The 18,955-nt window shown below is 73.5% G+C and carries 24 protein-coding genes; 9 read left to right on the forward strand and 15 right to left on the reverse strand.

The genetic code is table 11. The annotated features are described in order from the left end of the window. Positions 1-66 precede the first annotated feature (66 nt). On the reverse strand, positions 67-336 hold the full coding sequence (locus CTE05_RS09055; RefSeq protein ID WP_146845797.1) for a DUF1905 domain-containing protein: 270 nt from the start codon (positions 334-336) through the stop codon (positions 67-69). Further along, complete coding sequence (locus CTE05_RS09060; RefSeq protein ID WP_146845798.1) at positions 333-1,151, reverse strand: alpha/beta fold hydrolase; 819 nt, start codon at positions 1,149-1,151, stop codon at positions 333-335. Before CTE05_RS09060 ends, CTE05_RS09055 begins: the two co-directional genes overlap by 4 nt. Positions 1,152-1,189: 38 nt before the next feature. On the opposite strand from CTE05_RS09060, the gene CTE05_RS09065 reads away from it, so the two are divergent. Next, positions 1,190-2,128, forward strand: coding sequence for a sigma-70 family RNA polymerase sigma factor (locus CTE05_RS09065; protein ID WP_146845799.1), 939 nt, complete (start codon positions 1,190-1,192; stop codon positions 2,126-2,128). Between the two features lie 82 nt (positions 2,129-2,210). Beyond that, a complete protein-coding gene (locus CTE05_RS09070) occupies positions 2,211-2,606 on the forward strand; it encodes a hypothetical protein (protein WP_222595446.1) in 396 nt (131 codons plus the stop codon). A gap of 142 nt (positions 2,607-2,748) precedes the next feature. Here CTE05_RS09070 and CTE05_RS09075 read toward each other — a convergent pair whose 3' ends face one another. The 3 genes from CTE05_RS09075 to CTE05_RS09085 form a co-directional block, all read right to left on the reverse strand. Then, on the reverse strand, positions 2,749-3,792 hold the full coding sequence (locus CTE05_RS09075; protein WP_246123448.1) for a lytic polysaccharide monooxygenase: 1,044 nt from the start codon (positions 3,790-3,792) through the stop codon (positions 2,749-2,751). A gap of 164 nt (positions 3,793-3,956) precedes the next feature. Continuing rightward, positions 3,957-4,799 (reverse strand): alpha/beta fold hydrolase, encoded by an 843-nt coding sequence (locus CTE05_RS09080; protein ID WP_146845802.1) that lies wholly within the window; start codon positions 4,797-4,799, stop codon positions 3,957-3,959. Continuing rightward, positions 4,796-5,272 carry a MarR family winged helix-turn-helix transcriptional regulator gene (locus CTE05_RS09085; RefSeq protein WP_146845803.1) on the reverse strand — a complete coding sequence of 159 codons (477 nt, stop codon included), beginning with the start codon at positions 5,270-5,272 and terminating at the stop codon, positions 4,796-4,798. Before CTE05_RS09085 ends, CTE05_RS09080 begins: the two co-directional genes overlap by 4 nt. Before the next feature lie 78 nt (positions 5,273-5,350). On the opposite strand from CTE05_RS09085, the gene CTE05_RS09090 reads away from it, so the two are divergent. Together CTE05_RS09090 and CTE05_RS09095 are read left to right on the forward strand one after the other, a co-directional pair. Continuing rightward, entirely contained in the window at positions 5,351-6,502 is a 1,152-nt protein-coding gene (locus CTE05_RS09090) for an FAD-dependent oxidoreductase (RefSeq protein WP_146845804.1), read from the forward strand. A gap of 26 nt (positions 6,503-6,528) precedes the next feature. Beyond that, positions 6,529-7,695, forward strand: a complete 1,167-nt coding sequence (locus CTE05_RS09095; protein WP_146845805.1) for a winged helix DNA-binding domain-containing protein — start codon at positions 6,529-6,531, stop codon at positions 7,693-7,695. Here CTE05_RS09095 and CTE05_RS09100 read toward each other — a convergent pair. Further along, complete coding sequence (locus CTE05_RS09100) at positions 7,692-8,408, reverse strand: alpha/beta fold hydrolase (protein WP_146845806.1); 717 nt, start codon at positions 8,406-8,408, stop codon at positions 7,692-7,694. The genes CTE05_RS09095 and CTE05_RS09100 overlap by 4 nt on opposite strands. A gap of 174 nt (positions 8,409-8,582) precedes the next feature. Here CTE05_RS09100 and CTE05_RS09105 point away from each other — a divergent pair, with 174 nt between their 5' ends. After that, positions 8,583-9,539, forward strand: a complete 957-nt coding sequence (locus tag CTE05_RS09105; RefSeq protein WP_186814804.1) for a helix-turn-helix domain-containing protein — start codon at positions 8,583-8,585, stop codon at positions 9,537-9,539. Between the two features lie 60 nt (positions 9,540-9,599). After that, entirely contained in the window at positions 9,600-10,700 is a 1,101-nt protein-coding gene (locus tag CTE05_RS09110; protein WP_146845808.1) for an AI-2E family transporter, read from the forward strand. Positions 10,701-10,703: 3 nt separating this feature from the next. Here CTE05_RS09110 and CTE05_RS09115 read toward each other — a convergent pair whose 3' ends face one another. Further along, positions 10,704-11,330: a LysE family translocator gene (locus tag CTE05_RS09115; RefSeq protein ID WP_146845809.1), complete on the reverse strand. Its 627-nt coding sequence runs from the start codon at positions 11,328-11,330 to the stop codon at positions 10,704-10,706. A 67-nt stretch (positions 11,331-11,397) separates the two neighbouring features. Here CTE05_RS09115 and CTE05_RS09120 point away from each other — a divergent pair, with 67 nt between their 5' ends. Next, the gene (locus tag CTE05_RS09120; protein WP_146845810.1) at positions 11,398-12,522 is read left to right on the forward strand and encodes a Kelch repeat-containing protein; all 1,125 of its coding nucleotides are present in this window, start codon (positions 11,398-11,400) and stop codon (positions 12,520-12,522) included. 9 nt (positions 12,523-12,531) lie between these two features. Here the strand turns inward: CTE05_RS09120 and CTE05_RS09125 are convergent, their stop codons facing one another. From CTE05_RS09125 to CTE05_RS09145, 5 genes are read right to left on the reverse strand one after another with little or no spacing between them, the layout of a single operon-like run. Next, positions 12,532-13,716: an MFS transporter gene (locus CTE05_RS09125; RefSeq protein WP_146845811.1), complete on the reverse strand. Its 1,185-nt coding sequence runs from the start codon at positions 13,714-13,716 to the stop codon at positions 12,532-12,534. After that, positions 13,713-14,777: a GNAT family N-acetyltransferase gene (locus tag CTE05_RS09130; RefSeq protein ID WP_146845812.1), complete on the reverse strand. Its 1,065-nt coding sequence runs from the start codon at positions 14,775-14,777 to the stop codon at positions 13,713-13,715. The genes CTE05_RS09125 and CTE05_RS09130 overlap by 4 nt, the downstream gene beginning before the upstream one ends. Before the next feature lie 38 nt (positions 14,778-14,815). Continuing rightward, positions 14,816-15,232 carry a DUF6069 family protein gene (locus tag CTE05_RS09135; RefSeq protein ID WP_222595447.1) on the reverse strand — a complete coding sequence of 139 codons (417 nt, stop codon included), beginning with the start codon at positions 15,230-15,232 and terminating at the stop codon, positions 14,816-14,818. Then, complete coding sequence (locus CTE05_RS09140) at positions 15,229-15,684, reverse strand: SRPBCC family protein (RefSeq protein WP_146845813.1); 456 nt, start codon at positions 15,682-15,684, stop codon at positions 15,229-15,231. The genes CTE05_RS09135 and CTE05_RS09140 overlap by 4 nt, the downstream gene beginning before the upstream one ends. Continuing rightward, complete coding sequence (locus tag CTE05_RS09145; protein ID WP_146845814.1) at positions 15,681-16,016, reverse strand: ArsR/SmtB family transcription factor; 336 nt, start codon at positions 16,014-16,016, stop codon at positions 15,681-15,683. Before CTE05_RS09145 ends, CTE05_RS09140 begins: the two co-directional genes overlap by 4 nt. Before the next feature lie 58 nt (positions 16,017-16,074). Between CTE05_RS09145 and CTE05_RS09150 the strand changes: the two genes are divergently transcribed. Further along, positions 16,075-16,434: a hypothetical protein gene (locus CTE05_RS09150; protein WP_146845815.1), complete on the forward strand. Its 360-nt coding sequence runs from the start codon at positions 16,075-16,077 to the stop codon at positions 16,432-16,434. On the opposite strand, the gene CTE05_RS09155 is transcribed toward CTE05_RS09150, so the two are convergent. Beyond that, positions 16,424-16,924 carry a GNAT family N-acetyltransferase gene (locus CTE05_RS09155; protein WP_146845816.1) on the reverse strand — a complete coding sequence of 167 codons (501 nt, stop codon included), beginning with the start codon at positions 16,922-16,924 and terminating at the stop codon, positions 16,424-16,426. The two genes, CTE05_RS09150 and CTE05_RS09155, sit on opposite strands and share 11 nt — an antisense overlap. Next, positions 16,921-17,457 carry an NUDIX hydrolase gene (locus tag CTE05_RS09160; protein WP_246123450.1) on the reverse strand — a complete coding sequence of 179 codons (537 nt, stop codon included), beginning with the start codon at positions 17,455-17,457 and terminating at the stop codon, positions 16,921-16,923. Before CTE05_RS09160 ends, CTE05_RS09155 begins: the two co-directional genes overlap by 4 nt. A gap of 83 nt (positions 17,458-17,540) precedes the next feature. Between CTE05_RS09160 and CTE05_RS09165 the strand changes: the two genes are divergently transcribed. Further along, positions 17,541-18,527: a diacylglycerol/lipid kinase family protein gene (locus CTE05_RS09165; RefSeq protein ID WP_146845817.1), complete on the forward strand. Its 987-nt coding sequence runs from the start codon at positions 17,541-17,543 to the stop codon at positions 18,525-18,527. Here the strand turns inward: CTE05_RS09165 and CTE05_RS09170 are convergent. After that, a partial coding sequence (locus CTE05_RS09170; protein WP_146845818.1) for an arylamine N-acetyltransferase occupies positions 18,524-18,955 on the reverse strand: 432 nt, incomplete at its 5' end. The two genes, CTE05_RS09165 and CTE05_RS09170, sit on opposite strands and share 4 nt — an antisense overlap.

Below are 18,955 nucleotides of genomic sequence, written 5' to 3' on the forward strand. Positions count from 1 at the left end.
GAGCCTGCCGACCCTGCCATGAGTGACGTCTGGGACTGCGTCGCGTCACTCAGGGCAGTGTCACAGTCAGGTCGTGCGGTCCAGCAGGCGGACCTCGACCAGCTCGCCCGCCTCGCTCTTGCCGATGGTCGTGCACAGGGCCTTGCGCAGCGGGAGCCAGTGCGGGCCGGCGCCCGACGGCATGAGGGTGGCGGCGAACTCGTGGCCGTCGAGCGTGCCGGTCACCTTGACCGCCTTGCGCGTGCCGAGCACCTCCGCAGAGCCGTCCAGCTCCAGGTAGGTGGCGAAGGCGCCGTCCTTCTTGATGGGTGCGGTGAACGTGGCGTCGAGGCTCATGCGCCCAGGATCTCGCGGAGCCGGACCGCGAACGCCTCCGGGTGCTCGGCGAAGCCGATGTGCTCGCCGGGGAACAGGGTCGGTTCGAGGCCCAGCAGGTCCGCCAGCGCGCGCGAGGTACGGTCGCAGAGCTCACCGGCGGACTCCTCCCCGATGCCGACGACCAGACGCGTCGGTGCCGCCCGGAGCGCAGGGATGTCCGGCCGGAACCGCACGGTGTGCCGGAGCATGTGCGCGAACTGGAAGTGCTCGTCGAGCGCGTCCTGACCCTCGCGCGGCGAGCCGAAGTACAGCTCGAACACCTCGTCGGGCACCTGCAGGTTCCCGATCTCCATGAACTGCTTCCACGCCGACCGGGTGTCGCCGGTGAGGTAGGTGGCGACCATCCGCTCGGTCCTGTCGTACAGCTCGGCGTGGTCGGGGAGCAGCTCGTCGAGCGGCGGCTCGTGCGGGACGGCGGTGTGCACCAGCTCCGGCGCACGCTCCACCAGAGCCAGGACGGTGACCGCACCGCCCGACGAGCCCAGGACCGCTGCGGGCCCCGCGTCGACGTGGCGCAGGAGCGCCGCGAGGTCGTCGGCACGCTCGACGGGGGTGGAGTCGCGGTCGGGGTGGTCGACGGAGCTGCGGTTGATGCCGCGGGGGTCGGTGGTCAGGACGGTGTGGTCGGTGGCGAGCAGGTCCGCCAGCGGAGCGAACGCGGTGGCGTCCATGGGGGCGCCGACGAGGGCGATCAGGGGGCCTCTGCCGCGCAGCTCGTAGTGCAGCCGTGCGCCGGGGACGTCGAGCGTGGTGGAGGTGGTGATGGTCGTCATGCCGGTAAGACTTGCGCCGCGGGGCAGAATCATCGGTCATGACGGACCTGTCCGAGGTCGATGCCTTCACGGAGCAGCTCGCACCCCTGCGCGGCGAGCTGCACGCGCACTGCTACCGGATGCTGGGCTCGGTGCACGACGCCGACGACGCCGTGCAGGACGCGCTCCTGCGCGCCTGGCGCGCGATCGACGACTTCGAGGGGCGGAGCTCGTTGCGGTCGTGGCTCTACCGGATCGCCACCAACGCCTGCCTGGACCTCATCGCCCGGCGCGGCCGCCGCGCGCTGCCCGTGGACCTCGGCCCGTCGAGCGAGCACGCCGTCGTCGGGGACGCCCCGCTGACCGACGTCGCCTGGCTCAGCCCGTACCCCGACGCGCGCTACGAGCAGCGCGAGTCCGTCGAGCTCGCGTTCGTCGCCGCCCTCCAGCACCTGCCCGGCAACCAGCGTGCCGCCCTCCTGCTGTTCGAGGTGCTGGGCTTCTCCGCCGCCGAGATCGCGACCTGGATGGACACCACGACCGCGTCGGTGAACAGCGCCCTGCAGCGCGCGCGGGCGACCGTCGCGGAGAAGGTGCCGCCGCGCGACGCCGTCCCCGCCGCCGACGCGCGCGTGCGCGAGGTCGTCGCGGGGTACTCCTCGGCGCTCGAACGCGGCGACGTGGACCTGCTGCTCTCGCTGCTGACCGAGGACGTCACCTGGTCGATGCCGCCGCTGACGCACTGGTACGCGGGCCGCGCGGCCGTGACCGAGTTCGCGACGACGGTGGCGTTCTCCTGCGGCTCGTGGCGGCACGTCCCGACGAGCGCGAACGGGCAGCCCGCGGTGGCGTCGTACCTGCGCGCAGCCGGCGACGACGTGCACCACGCCTGGTCGATCGACGTCCTCACGCTCCACGGGGACCGGGTTGCGGCGCTGACCGCGTTCATCGGCACCGAGCACTTCGAGGCGTTCGGGCTGCCGACCTCGCGGCCCTGACCCATCCGGGTGAGCGCGGCCCCGACCGGGGGGCTCTGGCCCGCGCCACCCCTACTGTCGAGCGCGACGGAGGGGGTGCACGATGCTCATGGCCACCGTCGGGGTGCTGGTCGTCGTCGGGACCTGGCTCGGCGCGCGACTGCTGCGGTCGCGCGCCCACGAGCGGCGGCGTCGGCGCGGTCGGCCGCCGATGTCGCTCGTCGAGGAGCTGCGCTGGCTGCTGGTCCTCCTGCTCCCGTGGGGGCTGCTGCTGGCGGCCGGCAGGTTCGCGATCGTCCGGAGCTGTCACGAGGACCTCCAGAACGCCGAGCTCGCACCGGGGATCAGCGCTGACGAGTACTGCAGCACGATGCTCCAGGAGTACTTCCCCCGCACCGTCGTCGCGGTGTCCGTGGGCGTCGCGGGCGTGGCACTCGTGTGGACCGTGACGGTGCTCCTGCTCCGCGCGTCCGGACGGCGCCGCGCGCTCAGCGGCTGACTGCCAGGCGTGCAGAGGGCGTCACGGACCGCGGGGCCGAGCCTGGCATGCAGACCGCACGGGCCGCCCGCGGAGGAGGCCGGACGCGAGGACGCCCGCCCGTCCCCTGCTCGGGACGGGCGGGCGTCAGGTCAGGCCTGCGTCAGTGCGTGCCGCAGACTGCCGTCAGACCGCTGCCGGTCCCGCTGGCGATGAAGCCGGCGGTCGCCGTGCCACCTGCCGGGACGGAGCCGTTCCAGGCGGCGCTGGTGATGGTGTTGGCCCCGGACAGCGAGCCGTTCCACGCCTGGGTGACGGTCGCGCCGCCGATGGTGGCGTGCCAGCCGGTCAGTGCGGACGAGCCGGCCTTCACCGTGACCTCACCGACGAACGCGCCGTTCCAGCTGTTGACCACCTTCACCGTCGCCGTGCACGAACCGGTGCCACCGGTGGGCGTGGGGGTCGGGGTGGGGGTGACCGTCGGGGTGGGCGTCGGGGTCGGCGTCACCGTGGGGGTCGGCGTCGGCGGGGCCGTCACGGTCGGCGTCGGGGTGGGGGTCGGCGTCGTGTTGCCGCCACCGATGTTGATGTCGCTGCACAGGTAGTACGGCTGGTCCAGGTGGCTGGCCTGCCAGATCGTGAACAGGACCGCGCGGCCGGAGCGGCCGGACAGGTTCAGGTCCGTCTGGTACAGGCCCGTGGTGCCGTAGCGACCGGTCTCCTTGACGAGGTCCAGGTCGTCCCAGCCGAGCGCCTCCCTGGTCGGGTCGAAGCCCGCCTTGGAGACGTAGATGCGCAGGTAGTCGGCACCGTGCTTCGCGCTGTCGGTCAGCGTCAGGGTGAACGACGTCGGCACGCCCTTGGCCACCCACGGTCCGACGGCGTCCATGGCGTCGTAGCGCGGCGAGAACGTCCGGCCGCCGGAGCACAGCTGGCCGTTCGGGATGACGGCCTGGTGGTTGCCGCCGACGTTCTCGCGGTACAGCCCGTTCCAGTTCCACATGGCGTTCGGGTCGGCCTTCCAGGCCTGCCAGCACATGGGGTCCTTCTGCTCCATGGTCGGGTCGAGGTGGTTGCTGCCCCACCGCTCCCAGCACCCGTAGTTGCGTGTCGGGGGGTCGGTGACCGACCCGTGGGCGGAGGCGGGCTGCGACGTGACGATCGCGGCCGCCATCGCCATGGTGACGGCGAGGAGCGCTGTGACCAACGCGCGAGGTCGTGCTCGGACTGACATGTGTGTCCCCTTCTCGAAGACGTCGACGTTGACCCCCCGGGAGCGCCCACTGTCAGGCGACGGGGTCGCTGACGGGTGACGGGGGCGTCCGTCCACCCTCACGACGAGTCCGCACGATGACCAGGCACCGAAGCGATTCAGGTGCCCGTGACGTCGACTTTCGAGAGCAGCCAGTCCAGCGCGTCCGTCGCCGCAGCCAGCACCGACACGTGGCCGTCGCCGGGGCGCAGCCAGAGCTCCGCCGACGGGATGCGGTCCGCCAGCCAGACCGCGTGGCTGCTGGGCACCACGCGGTCGGCCTCGCCGTGCAGCAGGAGGACCGGCGCGGTGATGGTCGCGGGGTCGAAGCCCCAGGGCGCGACGTAGGCGAGGTCGTCGTCGACCATGCCGCCGATGCCGCCCTCCAGCGCCTCGCCGGCGATCCGGCCGAGCCAGCCCCAGGCCCCGTCGAGCGCTGCGTGGTCGGTCGTGGTGAACATCTCCGGGTCGTACTCGCTGGTGGTCAGCACGTGCTCGAGCGCCGCGCGCCCCTCGACCGCGGCGCGGAGCTCGGCCGTGCCGCCGGCGGCGATGCCCCCGAACCAGTCGAGGCCGTCCGCGGGGTACGGCGCGAGGCCCGACCCGCTGACGGCGGCGACGACCCGGTCCCCGAGGCGCGCGGCGCAGGCCAGCGCGTGCGGCCCGCCGCCGGAGTGGCCGAGGACCGCGAACCGGCCGAGCCCGAGGGCGTCGGCGATCGCCTCGACGTCGCCGGCCGCGGACGCGATGTCGCGTCCGGCGTGCGGGGTCGAGCCGCCGTAGCCGGGACGGTCGTAGGACACCCAGCGGATGCCCCGTGCGGCGCTCGCGGGCAGCAGCGGCTCCGGCGGGGTGCCGACGTTGGGCGTGCCGTGGTGCCAGACGACGGTGAGGCGCTCGTCGTCGACGGGGACGTCGTAGGCCCGCAGGGTGCGGCCGTCCGGCGTCGTGACCTCGATCATCGACGGTCCTTCAGCAGCTCGATCTCCTCGCGGTTGATCTCGCTCGCGCGCGTGAAGAGCTCGTTCGCCAGCTCGATCTGCTCGTCGGTGAGGGTGTCCAGGTAGGCCGCCCAGCGCGCGCCGACGCGACCGTAGACCGGGCCGACCTGCTGCAGGACCTTCTCGACGTCGGCCGTCACGATGACCCGCCGACGGTCGGCCTGGTCGCGCTGGCGGCTGACGTAGCCGGCCTTCTCGAGCCGGTCGATGACCGCGGTGATCGCGCCGCCGGCGCTCAGGCCGGTGCGCTCGGCCAGCTCACCGGGGGTGGCGGGGCCGTGGCTCATCAGCAGGCCGACCGCCTGGAGGTCCGTGCTGTTCAGCCCGCCGGTGCGCGCGACCGCGTCCTGGAACAGCACGGCGTTCGCCATGAAGTCGCGCATGACGTCGGCCATGCGCGCGATCGACTGCTCGCGGGTTGACGAGGGTCTCACGGACGACCTACTCTCTCGAAATACGAGAGACTCTAGAAACGAGAGTCTCGTACTTCCACGGTATCAAAGGGGGGCGTCATGCCCAGAGCACTCGTCATTGGCGGCGGCGTCGCGGGTCCCGCGGCCGCCCAGCTCCTCGCCCGCGACGGCTGGGACACCCACGTCTACGAGGCGCACGCCGAGCCCGACCCGTATGCGGGCCTGTTCCTCAACGTCGCGACGAACGGCCTCGCCGTCCTGGAGACGCTCGGCCTGCGGCACCGGCTGCTCACCGACGCGCACCGCGCCGGGCGGATGGTGATGTGGAGCCGGACCGGCAAGGAGCTCGGCGCGGTGCCCAACGGCCCGGCGCGCGAGCCCGAGCGCGGCAGCGTCATCGTGCGGCGCAGCTGGCTGCACCAGGTGCTGCGCGAGGGGTCCGACGCGGCGGGCGTCCCGACGACGTACGGCGCGCGGCTGGTCTCGATCGACCAGGACGCCGACGGCGTGCGCGCGACGTTCGCGGACGGGACCGTCGCGGAGGGCGACCTCCTCGTCGGCGCCGACGGCATCGGCTCGCCGACGCGCCGGTACATCGACGCGGACGCCCCCGAGCCGGTCTACAGCGGGCTGGTCGGGGTCGGCGGCTTCGCGCGGGTGCCCGGGCTGGCACCGACACCCGAGACGCAGCACTTCGTCTTCGGCGTGCGCTCGTTCTTCGGGTACCTCGTGCGCGCCGACGGCACCACCTACTGGTTCGCCAACGTCACCGCGCCCGACCGGGACGCGACCGTCACTCTCGACGACCTCCGCGCGCTGCACGTCGACGACCCGTACCCGGTCCCGCAGATCCTCGCGGCGACCACCGACGAGCTGCGCCCGTACCCGATCGACGACCTGGTCGGCGTGCGGCGGTGGAGCCGCGGGCGGGTCGTCGCGATCGGAGACGCCGTGCACGCCACGAGCCCGAGCGCCGGGCAGGGGGCGTCCCTCGCGCTCGAGGACGCGGCGGTCCTGGCCAGGTCCCTGCGTCTCGACGGCGATCACACGACCGCGTTCGCGGCCTATCAGGAGGTCCGGCAGCCGCGCACCGACGCGGTGGTGACGTACGCGCGCGCGATCAACGCGCAGAAGCGGGTCACGAAGAGCCGCCTGGGCGTCGCGATCCGCGACGCGATGATGCCGATGTTCCTGCGCCGGGCCGCCGACGACACCCGCAACGACTGGCTCTACAACCACACCGTCGGCTGAGGACGGTCTGCTGAGAAGATCACCGCGTGACCCACCTCGACGACGACGAGCGCCGCGCCCGCATCGCCCGCCGGCACGCGGTCGCCCCGCCCTTCCGGGTCTCCTCCGTGGAGGCCGCGGCCGACGCGATGGTCTGCCTGCACGCCACCGACCCGACCGGCCTGTACCTGTCGGCCTGGGCGCGCGTCGACGGGTTCACCGTGCCGGACCTGGACCGCGCGTTCTTCGACGACCGCACGCTGGTCAAGCACCTGGCCATGCGCCGGACGCTCTTCGCGGTCGGGCGGGACCTGCTGCCGGTCGTGCAGGCCGCGTCGAGCGACAAGGTCGCCGGGGCCGAGCGGCGCCGGCTGCAGAAGGAGGTCCGGGAGGCGGGCCTCGTCGAGGACGCCGAGCGATGGTTCGACGAGGTCACGGCCGCTGCCGTCGCCGGACTGGCCGACGGGCCCCTCACGGCGGCGCAGCTCCGGGAGCGCGACCCGGTGCTGGAGGGCTCGATCGCGTACGGCCACGGGAAGTCGTGGGCGGGGTCGTTCCCCGTCGTGTCGCGCGTGATGACCTACCTGCAGGCCGCGGGGACGATCGTGCGCGCCGGCAACCTCGGGTCGTGGGTGTCGTCGCGGCCCACCTGGGCGCTCGCGGCCGACTGGCTGGGGGAGCCGATCCCGTCCCTGCCCGAGGACGTCGCGCGTGCGGAGCTGGTCTGGCGGTGGCTGCGCCGGTTCGGGCCGGGGACCACGCTCGACCTGAAGTGGTGGCTCGGCTCGACGCTCACCGCGGTGCGGCAGGCGCTGCGGGACGTCGGTGCGGTCGAGGTGACGCTCGACCGCGGCGGTTCCGGCTGGGTGCTGCCCGACGACACCGAGCCCGTCGGCCCCGTCGAGCCCTGGGTCGCGCTGCTGCCCGCGCTGGACCCCACGACGATGGGCTGGACCGAGCGCGACTGGTACCTCGGCCCGCACCGTGCCCAGCTGTTCGACACCGCGGGCAACGGGGGCGCGACCATCTGGGTCGACGGACGGATCGTCGGCGGGTGGTCGACGAAGGACGGCGCGGTCGACCTGGTCCTGCTCGAGGACGTCGGCCGCGACGCGCGCGCAGCGCTGGACGCCGAGGCCGACCGGTTGACCGCCTGGCTGGCGGGCACCCCGGTCATGCCCCGGTTCCCCGCGCCGCTGGTCCGACCCCGTTAGGACACAGCGGCGATCGCCTGCTGGATGAGGTCCGCGACCTCGTCGGGGTGGCTGATCATCGCGACGTGCGAGCTGTCGATCTCCACGGTCGTCGACCCGGCGCGCGCCGCCATCGCGCGCTCGGCTGCCGGCGGGATCACGCGGTCCTGCGACGCGACCAGGTACCAGGACGGGAGCGTCCTCCACGCGGGCGGCCCGGACGGCTCCCCGAGCGTGGCCAGCGCGGCGGGCCGCTGCGAGACCGCCATGATCGCGCCCTCCTCCGGCGGCAGGTCCTGGCAGAAGGTCTGCGGGAAGATTGCCGGGTCCAGGTAGGCGTCGGCGTTGCCCTCGCCGGCGTCCGGGAACGGGCGCACGACGATCACCTGCGTGAGGTCCGGCGGCGGGCCGTCGCTGCCCAGCGCGGTGGCAGGACCGGCCGCCTCACCCTCGTCGAGCGCGAACGCCGCGACGTAGACGAGCGCCCTGACGTTGTCGGCACCCACGGCCGCGTTCGTGATGACCGCCCCGCCGTACGAGTGGCCGACCAGGATGACGGGACCCTCGATCGTCGACACGAACGACCGGACGTACGCGGCATCGCCCGACACGCTGCGCAAGGGGTTCGCCGGGGCGTACACGGTGTGGCCGGCGGCGGTCAGGCGGCTGATCACGCCGCCCCAGCCGGAGGCGTCGGCGAAGGCTCCGTGGATCAGGACGACGGTGGGGCTCATGGCGGGTTCCCTCCCAGGCGGCGACGACCACGCCAGTCTCCGGAGCGCGGGCGACGCCCGGGTGGCCGTGACGTGCACGGTTCTGGTCCGTCCGTGCACGATCGCCCCTGTCGGGCGCGCGTCCAGACGCTTACGGTGGGTCCATCCGCCGTGTCCGACATGTGGGGGTTTCCGGTGACTCTCGTCCTGCGCTCCGACGACCTGCCGCCCGACGACCGCATCGAGATCATCCGTGACGCCATCTGGTCCGGGGTCCTCCCGGTCGAGATCGAGTACGACCGGCCCGCCGCGGACATCGAGGTGCTCTGCCGCGTCGCCGAGGCGGGTCCCGTGAACTTCTCGTCGGCGCGGTCGACGCCCACCCTCCTGCGGCGCACGCCGGGCCTGGCCCGGCAGGACCACGAGCCGACGGTGTTCCTCGCCGTCCAGGTGGCGGGCACCACGATGGTCGCGCAGGGAGACAACCAGGCCGTCCTGCGCGCGGGTGACATGGCCGTCTACGACAGCACCCGTCCGTACACCGTGCTCAACACGAACCGCACCGACCTGCACTACTTCCAGGTACCCCGCAGTGCGCTCGCCCTGCCGGACCCGACGATCGACGCCGTCGCGGGGGTGCGCATCGGCCCGGACAACAACCCGCTCGCGGCCGTCGTCGCGCCGTACTTCGACTCGCTCGGCAGCACCGACGTCCTCGACCACCCGACGGCGGCCGAGCTCGTCGCCGGTCCGAGCATCGACCTGCTCCGCGCCCTCATCACCACCCACCTGGCAGACGCGCCGCGCGCCGCAGCGCCCCTGCGGGGATCGCTGGTGCTCCGCGTCCAGGAGTACGTGCGGACGCACCTGGCGGACCGCGACCTGACCGCGGCGGCCATCGCGGCCGCGCACCACGTCTCGGTCCGGCACCTGTACGCGGAGCTGGAGCGCGCCGGGGTCGGCCTCCAGGACACGATCCGGACGCTGCGCCTGCAGGAGTGCCGACGAGCCCTGCGCGACCCCGCGTCCGCGCACCTGACGGTCGCCGCCGTCGGCGCCCGGTGGGGGTTCGTCGACGCCTCCCACTTCGGACGCGTGTTCCGTCGGGAGTACGGGATGACGCCGCGCGAGTGGCGCGCCGCCCCGGGCTAGGCGCCGCGCTATCTTGCGAGCACCCGCTCGTGGACAACGTCGAAGGAGCACGTCGGCCCGATGGCACCGCCCCAGGGCCTCGCGCCCTCCACCCGGACGCTCCTGTTCCTCTCGGCCGCGGTCGTCGTCCTCGCCGGCGTCCACGCCGCGCGGGAGGTCCTCGCCCCGCTGTTCCTCGCCGCGGTGCTCGTCATCATCGTGCACCCGATCCGGCACCCGCTCGAGCACCGCGGGTGGAACCGCGCGGCCGCGACGACCGTCGTCATCGTCGTCGTCTATCTGATCCTGCTCGTCCTGATCGCCATGCTCACGTTCGCGGGGATCCAGTTCGCCGGTCTCGTGCAGGAGTACCTCTCCGAGCTGCAGGATGCGGTCGGCGGCGCGACGTCGTGGCTCGCGACCCTCGGGCTCGACCAGGACGCCGTGAGCTCCGTGACGGACGCGTTCCAGCCGTCGCAGCTGCTCGGCCTCGCGACGAGCATCTCCGGAGCGGCGCTCGGGGTCGCGACCACGCTGTTCGTCGTCGTCACCTACGTCATCTTCATGTCCGTCGACGCCGCCCGGTACGACGGTGCGCACGTGCACTTCGGCGCGACGCAGGGCGGTGTCCTGCGCCGGGCCACCACGTTCAACATCGGCGTCCGCCGGTACTTCGTGGTCAGTGCGTCGTTCGGTGCCGTCGTCGCGATCATCGACGGGCTCGCGCTCTGGGCCCTCGGCGTCCCCGCCCCGGCCGTCTGGGCGATCCTCGCGTTCGTCACCAACTTCATCCCGAACATCGGGTTCGTCATCGGCGTCGTCCCGCCCACGATCCTGGCGCTCGTCGTCGGCGGCTGGCCGCTCGCGCTCGCCGTGGTCGCCGTCTACAGCGCGGTGAACGTGGTGCTGCAGGTGCTGGTGCAGCCGAAGTTCGTCGCCGACGCCGTGAACATCACGCTCACGCTCAGCTTCGTGTCCGTCATCTTCTGGACCTTCGTGATCGGGCCGCTCGGCGCGATCCTCGCCGTGCCGCTCACCCTGCTGACGCGGGCGCTGCTGCTGCAGGGCGGGCCCGAGACGGCCTGGTACTCGTGGCTGTCGGGGGAGGACCTGCCGAAGCCCGTACCTGACCGCTCGCCGGACCCCGAGCTCACGCCCGACCCGGAGCCCGCGGCCGACTGAGGCCTACCGGGCGTCCAGCGCCAGCTTCGCGCCGAACGCGACCAGGACGGTGCCCGTGATGCGGTCGGTGACCTTCGCGACGGCGTCGCGGGCGAGCCAGCGGGCCGCGAACCCGGTGGCCAGGATGATCACGGTGAACCACACCATGCCCAGGACGTTGTGCACGGCCGCGAGCAGGACGCCCATGAGCAGCGGGGAGGTGTCGGCGGGGACGAACTGGGGGATCGTCGCCAGGTAGAAGACGCCGATCTTCGGGTTCAGCAGGTTGGTCCACAGCCCCGTGGCGAACCCGTGCCAGGCGGACGCCCGTGGCGGGTCGACGGCCGCCGCGCGGTGGGGCCGCAGGCTCGTCCGGAGCAGGCCGATGCCGAGCCAGACCAGGTACGCGGCGCCGGCCAGGGTGAGGATCCGGTAGGCCACCTCGGACGCGGCGAGCAGGGCCGACGCACCGACCGCCGCGGCGACGCCCCAGATCAGGCAGCCGGCGTTGATGCCGAGCGCGGCCGCGAACGCGTACGCCCGCCCCCGGCTGATCGCCGACCGCAGCACGAGCGCGGTGTCGATGCCCGGGATGATCGTCAGCAGCCCGGCGACGACGGCGAACCCGAGCACGGCCTGCGGGACGGTCACACGGGCCTCCGGCTCGGTGCAAGGAACGGGGTCGACGCGACACTAACGCGGTGACAGGAGGTGACGGGTGCGGACCAGCAGGTCGGCCGTCGGTGCGTGGGTCGTCGTCGCGCTCCTGCTGGCGTGCGGACCGGCGGAGGCGCCCGGAGGCCGGAGTGCGGGAGCGCTCGCGGGCGACGGCTGGCACCGCGTGCCGGACGGTCCGCTCTCGGCGCGTCGGGTCGCGACGGTGGCGTGGGTGGCCGACCGCTTCGTCGTCGTCGGGGGTGACGACGGTCCGGCGTGCCCACCGAACTCGGACTGCGCGGTCCCGACGGGCGAGTGGCGCGCCGACGGCGCCACGTTCGACCCGTCCACGGGTGCGTGGGAGCGGATCGCCGACGCTCCCGTGCCCGTCCCGACGGCGAGCACGGCGGTGGTCGGCGGCGTGCTCTTCCTGCTGACGGACACGACAGCACCGGAGAGGTCTCCGGTGCTGCTCGCGTACGACGTGGTGGCCGACCACTGGTCGACGGTGCCGACGCCGCCGGACGGCGCCGGGCGACTCGTGGCGCACGGTGACGTGCTGCTGTCCGTGCCCTCCTCGGACGAGCAGGTCGCGGCTGTCGACTCGTGGCTCGACCCGGCGACGGGCACCTGGCACCGGATCCCGGACGACCCGCTCGGTCCCGGCTACGACCGGTCGGTGGTCGTCGTCGACGGCCGGGTGATCCTCACGGCGAAGGACCTGGTGCCGAGCCCGGGGGCGGAGACGCCGTCGCTCGTGCGGGCCGCCGAGCTCGACCCCACGCTGACGGCGTGGACGGTGCTGCCGGACAGCGAGGTCATCGGGTCCGACCCGGTGGCGGTCGCGGGCCGGGTGGTGTTCCCGGACGTGGGCGGCGCGGACGGGGGCGAGGTGGGCAGCTGGGGTCGGACGTACCGGTCCGGGGGGATCTTCGACCCGGCCACGGCGACCTGGGCGGACCTGCCCGCGGCGCCGGGCCGCAGCTCGTGGCCGCGCGTGGTGGTCGGGGACCGGGTCAGGGTCGGCGACGTGCTGCTCGACCCGGTGGCCGGGACGACCACGCCGCTGCCGGCCGACCCGTGGTCGGACAACGACTCCCCGGCGGTCGCGGCGTCGCCGTCCGTGGTCTTCGCCTGGGGCGGGATGGCCGACGGGAGCGCGACGGGGTACGTCCTGACGCCCTGAACGGCCGGGCTACTCCGGCAGCGTCGGGAAGGACCGCCGGGCCACGACGACGACCACGAGGCTCGCCACGAGCAGCCCGGCGCCGACGTACGGCAGGGCGCCGAGCCCGGGGCCGACCAGGACGAGCGCGCCGAGGGCTGCGCCGCCGCCGATCCCGATGTTCGCGGTGGAGTTGACCAGCGCACCGATGACGTCGGGGGACGCGCCGCGCGTGCGGATGGCGGCGGTCTGGAACACGGACGCCATCGCGCCGAACGCGCCGGACCACACGGCGGCCGCGACGAGGACGCCGGCGCGCGACGGGAAGGCGAGGCCGAGCGCGAGCAGGCCGAGGGCCATGACGGCGTGCACGACGAGGGTGCCGCGGCGGGGGAACCGGTCGAGCGACACGGCGGCGTAGGCGGTGCCGACGAGGCCGACGGCGCCGAGGCCGAGGAGCACCGGGCCGACGGCGGTCTCGGTGAGCCCGGTCGCGAGCAGGATGACCGACACGTACGTGTAGACGGTGTACTGGGCCAGGTAGGTCAGCGTGTTGGTGGTCGACACGATGCCGAGCCGTCGGCGTCGGTCGGTGCGGGTGTGGTCGGCGTGGGGCGAGTCGTCGCCGGAGACGGCGGGGAGCAGGGTGGCGACGAGGACCGTGGCCAGCGCGCACCCGGCGGCGAGGACCAGGAACCCGTTGCGCCACCCGATCGCGGTGCCCAGCGCGGTGGACAGCGGCACGCCGAGCACGAGACCGGCGGACGCCCCGGCGGTGACCAGGGCGAGCGCGCGGCCGGTGACCTGCGGGAGCACCAGCCGGGACGCGTACCCGATGCTCAGCGAGAAGAAGAGCGCGTGCGCGACGCCACCGACCGCGCGTCCGGCGGCGACGAGGCCGAACGACGGCGCGATCCCGACGAGCACGTTGCTCGCGGTGTAGGCGACCAGGGTCACCAGGAGCAGACCCTTGCGGGGGAGCCGGCGGGTGCCCAGGGTCAGGGGGATCGCGAGCGCCGCGACCATGAACGCGTACACGGTGACGAGCAGCCCCGCGACGGACTCCGTGACCTCCAGGTCGGTGCTGATCTGCGGCAGCAGGCCGACGGGGACCAGCTCGGTGGTGATCGCGACGAACGTGGCCAGCGTGAGCGCGACCAGGCCACCGGCGGCGTCACGCACGGAACCCGGTCGGAACGAGACGGCAGCGGTCACAGGGGCCGCTGCCACTCCGCGTCCACGCTGGCCTGCCGGAAGCCGAGCGCCACGTTGATGGCGAGCATGTGCGCGTTCTCCTGCGCGTTCCAGGTGTGGATGCGCTCGGCGTCCGGGCGGGCCTCGGCGAGGGCGTCGAGGACGGCGATCTTGGCGAGCATCCCGAGGCCGTGGCCGCGGTGCTCGCGCAGGACCAGCGTGTCGCCCTGGTGCACGACGGCCGGCTTGTCCAGGGGGTAGCGGACCTCCGAGAAGCCGGCGAGCACCCCGGTGGGCACGTGCTCGACGGCGGCCACCAGGAAGCCCTGCCCGCGGCGGCGGATGTCGGCGCCGTCGGCGAGGACGCGCTCGGTGTCCCACGGGTCCTCGGTGAGCTCGAGGCCGGCGGAGGGGGCGTCGGTGCTCATCCGCGTCCGCAGGACGGCCAGGCCGTCGAGCCACTGCGCGGGGAACTCGTCCTGCATCAGGTGGACGCGGTAGTCGCTGCCCGGATCTGCTCGCAGGTGGTCCACCGAGGCCGGCAGGTCCAGCACCGAGTGCCGGACCACCTGCTCGAGCGTGAACCCGCGGGCCAGCGCGAAGCGGGTGGCGTCGTCGTCGACGGGGATGCGGCCGCTGCCGGTGGGGGACTCGAGGGCGTCCGGTCCGGGCGGTGGCTCGGTCCGGTAGGAGGAGTCGGAGACGACGACGCGGCGCCCGGCAGCCCGGGCGATCTCGAGGCCGGCGTCCCAGAGCGCCGCCCCGATGCCGCGTCGTCGCCAGTCGGGGTGCACACCGACGTAGACGACGGCCAGGTGCGCGTTCCCGACGAGCGGGAGGCCGACCATGGCCCGGCCGACGACGGACGCGGGTGTCCGCGGCGCACCGTCGGGGAGGGCGACGAGCCGGTGCACCTCGCGGTGGGGCTCGGTCAAGGTCGCGCGCGTCGTCGGGACGTCGAGCGCGAAGTCGGTCGAGCCGTGGAGGGCGAGGTCGACGGCGTCGCCGACCTGGACCGTCCCCTCCACCGTCCAGGCGTCGGGGTGGTCCGGGTCCGCGGGGACGTGCACGAGGTCGACCATCGGGTCAGCCTCGCGCGCCGTCCCCGCGGCGGGCAACGTCAATGCCGCAGCGCCCGGAGTGCCAGGACCGAGATCGGGACGAGGGCCAGGTGGCAGCACGCGAGCGTGACGGTGCTCGCGGTGTCGAGGTCCGCCGGGACGGTCATGAGGAAGATCGTCGCGACGGCGAGCGCCGGGGCGATGACCAGCGCCGCGGGGACCACCCAGGTCCACCGCCGACCGAGCAGCGCGGCGAGCGTCAGCCCGACCAGCAGCGGCACCGCGGTGAACCCGGCGACGGTCGCTGGGTCGACGTTCGCGGGGCCGGTGGTGGAGCTGAAGTCGAACGTCGCTCCTGCCGCCCGACCGATCCCGTAGACCACCAGGTTGACCGCCACGGCGACCACGACGGCTCCGCCCACGGTCACCCACGCCGGCCGGGTGCGGACGGCAGGCGTGGGGGTCGTGGTCGTCACGCCTGCGACAGGTACGCGGCGATGCGGTCGAACGCGCCGACCCACGCGTGCTCGGCGAAGAAGTCCCGCATCTCGACCGACGGGAACCCGGTCTGCACGACGGACATGAGCGTGCCGTCGCCGTGCGCCTCGAACGTGACCTCGACCTGGGTGGTCATGGTCATGCCGTCGGGGCTGCTGCCTGACGACTCGGTGACGAGGCGGTGCGGACGGTCGATGACGAGGAACGTCTGCGTCTCCCGGAAGAGGGTGTCGCGGTCTGGCCCCCACACGGCGGTCTGCTGGCCGCCGACGCGCAGGTCGACCTCGATCTCCACGACGCCGGGCTCCTCGTCGAGGATGGAGAACCAGATCTTCTGCTTCTCGGCGTCGGTGTAGGCGTCGAACACCTGCTCCGGGGTGGCGGGCAGGACGCGCGTGGCGCGCAGCTCGAGGGTGGTGTCGGTGGTCATTCTTCCGTTCCTCTCTGCAGGGTGAAGAAGGCTTCGAGACCGTCGAGCCGACGCTCCCAGAGCCGCTGGTAGAAGGAGATCCAGGCCATGGCGTCGTCCAGCCGTTCTTCGCCGAGGCGGCACTGCCGGGACCGGCCGACCTTCTCGGTGCGGACCAGCCCGGCGTCCTCGAGGACCCGGACGTGCTTGGTCATGCCGGTGAGGGTCATGCCGTGCGGCTCGGCGAGCTCCCCGATGCTGGCGGGGCCCTCCCCGAGCCGGGTGAGGATGTCGCGCCGGGTCGAGTCGGCCAGGGCCGAGTAGATCCGGTCGAGGGTGTCATGCTGAACCATGTGGTTCACCATACGACACTGAACCGATTGGTGCAATGACGAGACGTAGGATCGGGGGGTGCGAGCGATCAGAGGGAAAGTCGGCGTCGTCGCGGCCCTGGTGCTCGCGGTGGCGCTGGCGCTGTCGGCACTGGCCGGGCTCGGCGCCCGGCCGACCAGGTTCCCCGCCGAGGGACCGTGGGCGATCGCGCTGTCCTTCCCCGAGGGCGACTGGAGCGTCTGCCTGGACGACCCGGCGATGGCGGACGGCCTGATGTCGTCGGACGAGCCGGTGTCACGCGTCGTCGTCCCCTCGGCGCCCGGCGCGACGGAGGCGGACGTCCGCCGCGTCATCGACTGCCTGTCGGCCGCCATGACCGGCGGGACCATCGAGGTGGGCCGGACCGGCGGCGCCGAGGACGGCCCGATCAGCGGCTAGCAGCCAGCCAGACGATCTCGCCCGCGTCGTCGACGGTCACGTGGTCGCGCCGGAACCCGAGCTTGTCCAGCACCCGCAACGAGGGCGCGTTCCACGGCCGCACGGTCGACCAGATGCGTGTCCGACCGGTGGCGAAGGCGGCGTCCAGCACCGCCCGGGCCGCCTCGGTTGCGTACCCGTGACCGTGCGCGGACGGCAGCAGCTCGTAGGCGATCTCGGGCTCGTCGAGCGTCCCGCGGCCGACGATGATCGCGCAGTACCCGAGAGCCTGGTCGTCTTCCCGACGCCGGAGCACCCGGGCGCCGATGCCGGTCGTCTCGACGACGACCGCCATCGCCGCGATCCGTTCGCGCGCGTCGTCGACCGTGAACGTGCCGGTCCCTCGCGCGGTCAGCAGCTCCGCGAACCACGGCGCGTCGGACTCGACCTCCGGCGTGAGGACCAGCCGCTCGGTCTCCAGACGGAGCGGCAGCGGCGCGAAGCCGGTCACCGGGCCCGTACCTCGTCGAGCACGGTGCGCAGCCGCACGGGGAAGTCGTCGGGCGTGCCCGCGGGCAGGTCGTCGACGTCGAACCAGGCCACGTGCTCGCTCTCGTCGCTGACCACAGGCACCGCGTCGGGGGATGCGTACGCGACGAACCCGACGTCCCAGTGCGTCCGGCAGTGCCCGAAGGCCGCCGACAGCTCGTGCCGGTGGACGTCGACCGGAAGCCGTCCCGCGACGAGGCCCGCGATCCCGCCCTCCTCGCGGCCCTCGCGGGACGCGGCCCCGGCCAGCGACGCGTCGCCGGGCTCCAGGTGCCCGCCCAGCTGCACCCAGAACTGGCCCTTGCGATGGAAGCACAGGAGCACGCGCGACAGGTCGGGCGTGAGGACGAAGCAGGTGGCCGTCAGGTGCGCGGGGGCCAGCGACCGGTCGACCGCGGCCGCTCCCGACGCCGCGACGAACGCCCGGTACTCCGCCAGCAGGGTCACCTGGGCAGGGTCCTGCGGGGTCCACTCGTCGAGCGCGTCCGTGATCACCGCGGCAGCGTACGGCCGCCGGGCGGCGAGCGTCACACGTGCCTGAGTGGCCGGTCGTAGAGGCTCGGGACATACTCGCCACCGTGACGACCCCCCAGGACGCGACCACCCAGCCCGCCGCCGAGCAGCGCGACGGCGGCGGTCCCCTGCGCACCGCGGTCATCGTCAACCCGAACCGCGTCGAGGGCCTCGACGAGCTCCGCGCCGGCATCGTCGAGCAGCTGGCCGAGGCCGGCTGGCCCGAGCCGATGTGGCTGGAGACGACGGCCGAGGACCCCGGCACCGGGCAGGCGAAGCAGGCGGTCGAGGACGGTGCCGCGGTCGTGTTCGTGGCCGGTGGCGACGGCACGGTCCGCGCGTGCATCGACGGGCTCGCGGGCTCGGAGACGGCGCTCGCGATCCTGCCGGGCGGGACCGGCAACCTGCTGGCGACCAACCTCGGCGTCCCCACGGACACGATCGAGGGCGTGCGGCTGGCGCTGGACCGCGGTCGACGCGTGGTCGACCTGGGCGAGGTCGACGGGCAGCGGTTCGCCGTGATGGCGGGCATGGGCCTGGACGCGGCGATGGTCGACGACGCCCCCACCAAGCTCAAGGCGGTGCTCGGCCCGGTCGCGTACGTCTTCTCGGCGCTCAAGCACCTCAACGACGCCGAGATGAAGGTCGAGGTGCAGGTCGACGACTACCCGGTGCTGCGCCGGCGCGCCCGCACGGTGATCGTCGGCAACGTCGGACGGCTCCAGGGCGGGGTCAACCTGCTGCCCGACGCCGAGCCCGACAACGGTCAGATGGACGTGGCGGTGCTGGCGCCGCGCAACCTCGGCCACTGGATCCAGACGGCCTTCGCGGTGCTCCGCCCCGGCCGTCACCGGGTCCCCAACATGGAGGTCCTGCGCGGGTCGCGGATCCGGATCACCAGCGACCGCTCGCAGCCGCGGCAGCTCGACGGCGACGTCATCGACCCGGCGGACACCATGGAGGTCACGGTCCACTCGGACGACCTGTGGGTGTGCGTCTACCAGCCGGACGAGTCCGAGGACCTGGCCGAGGGCTCCACCGAGCAGGACTAGCGGCCGCCGAGCGCCGTGAGCTGGTCGGCGGTCAGGGACAGACCCAGGTCACGGAGCACGCCGCCCAGCTCGTCGTCGCCGACCGTGCGCTCCTCCACCTGACCGGCGGGCGTCTCGACGGTGAACCGACGCCCGATCAGGGCCCGGAGACGCTCCTCGTCCTTGCGCATCACGACGACCTGGAGCACGAACCGGGACGTCGGGCGGTGGGACGTCGCGAAGTTGGCGACCTCGACGTCGGCCGGGTACGTGGTCTCGGACGGGATCGTGTAGTGGGTCTGCCAGGCCCCGGCGCGCTGCTCGTGGAGCTGCCAGGAGCCGTCGTCGAGCTGGACGGTGCGGAACGTCCAGGCGCCCTGGCGGGAGACGAGCCCGTCGACGAGCGCGACCGGCTCGAGCAGCCCCGAGCCGAAGCCGGTGTCGGCGAG

Origin of the sequence: Cellulomonas terrae, assembly GCF_007990265.1 — a bacterium.
GTDB classification, from domain to species: Bacteria; Actinomycetota; Actinomycetes; order Actinomycetales; family Cellulomonadaceae; genus Cellulomonas; species Cellulomonas terrae.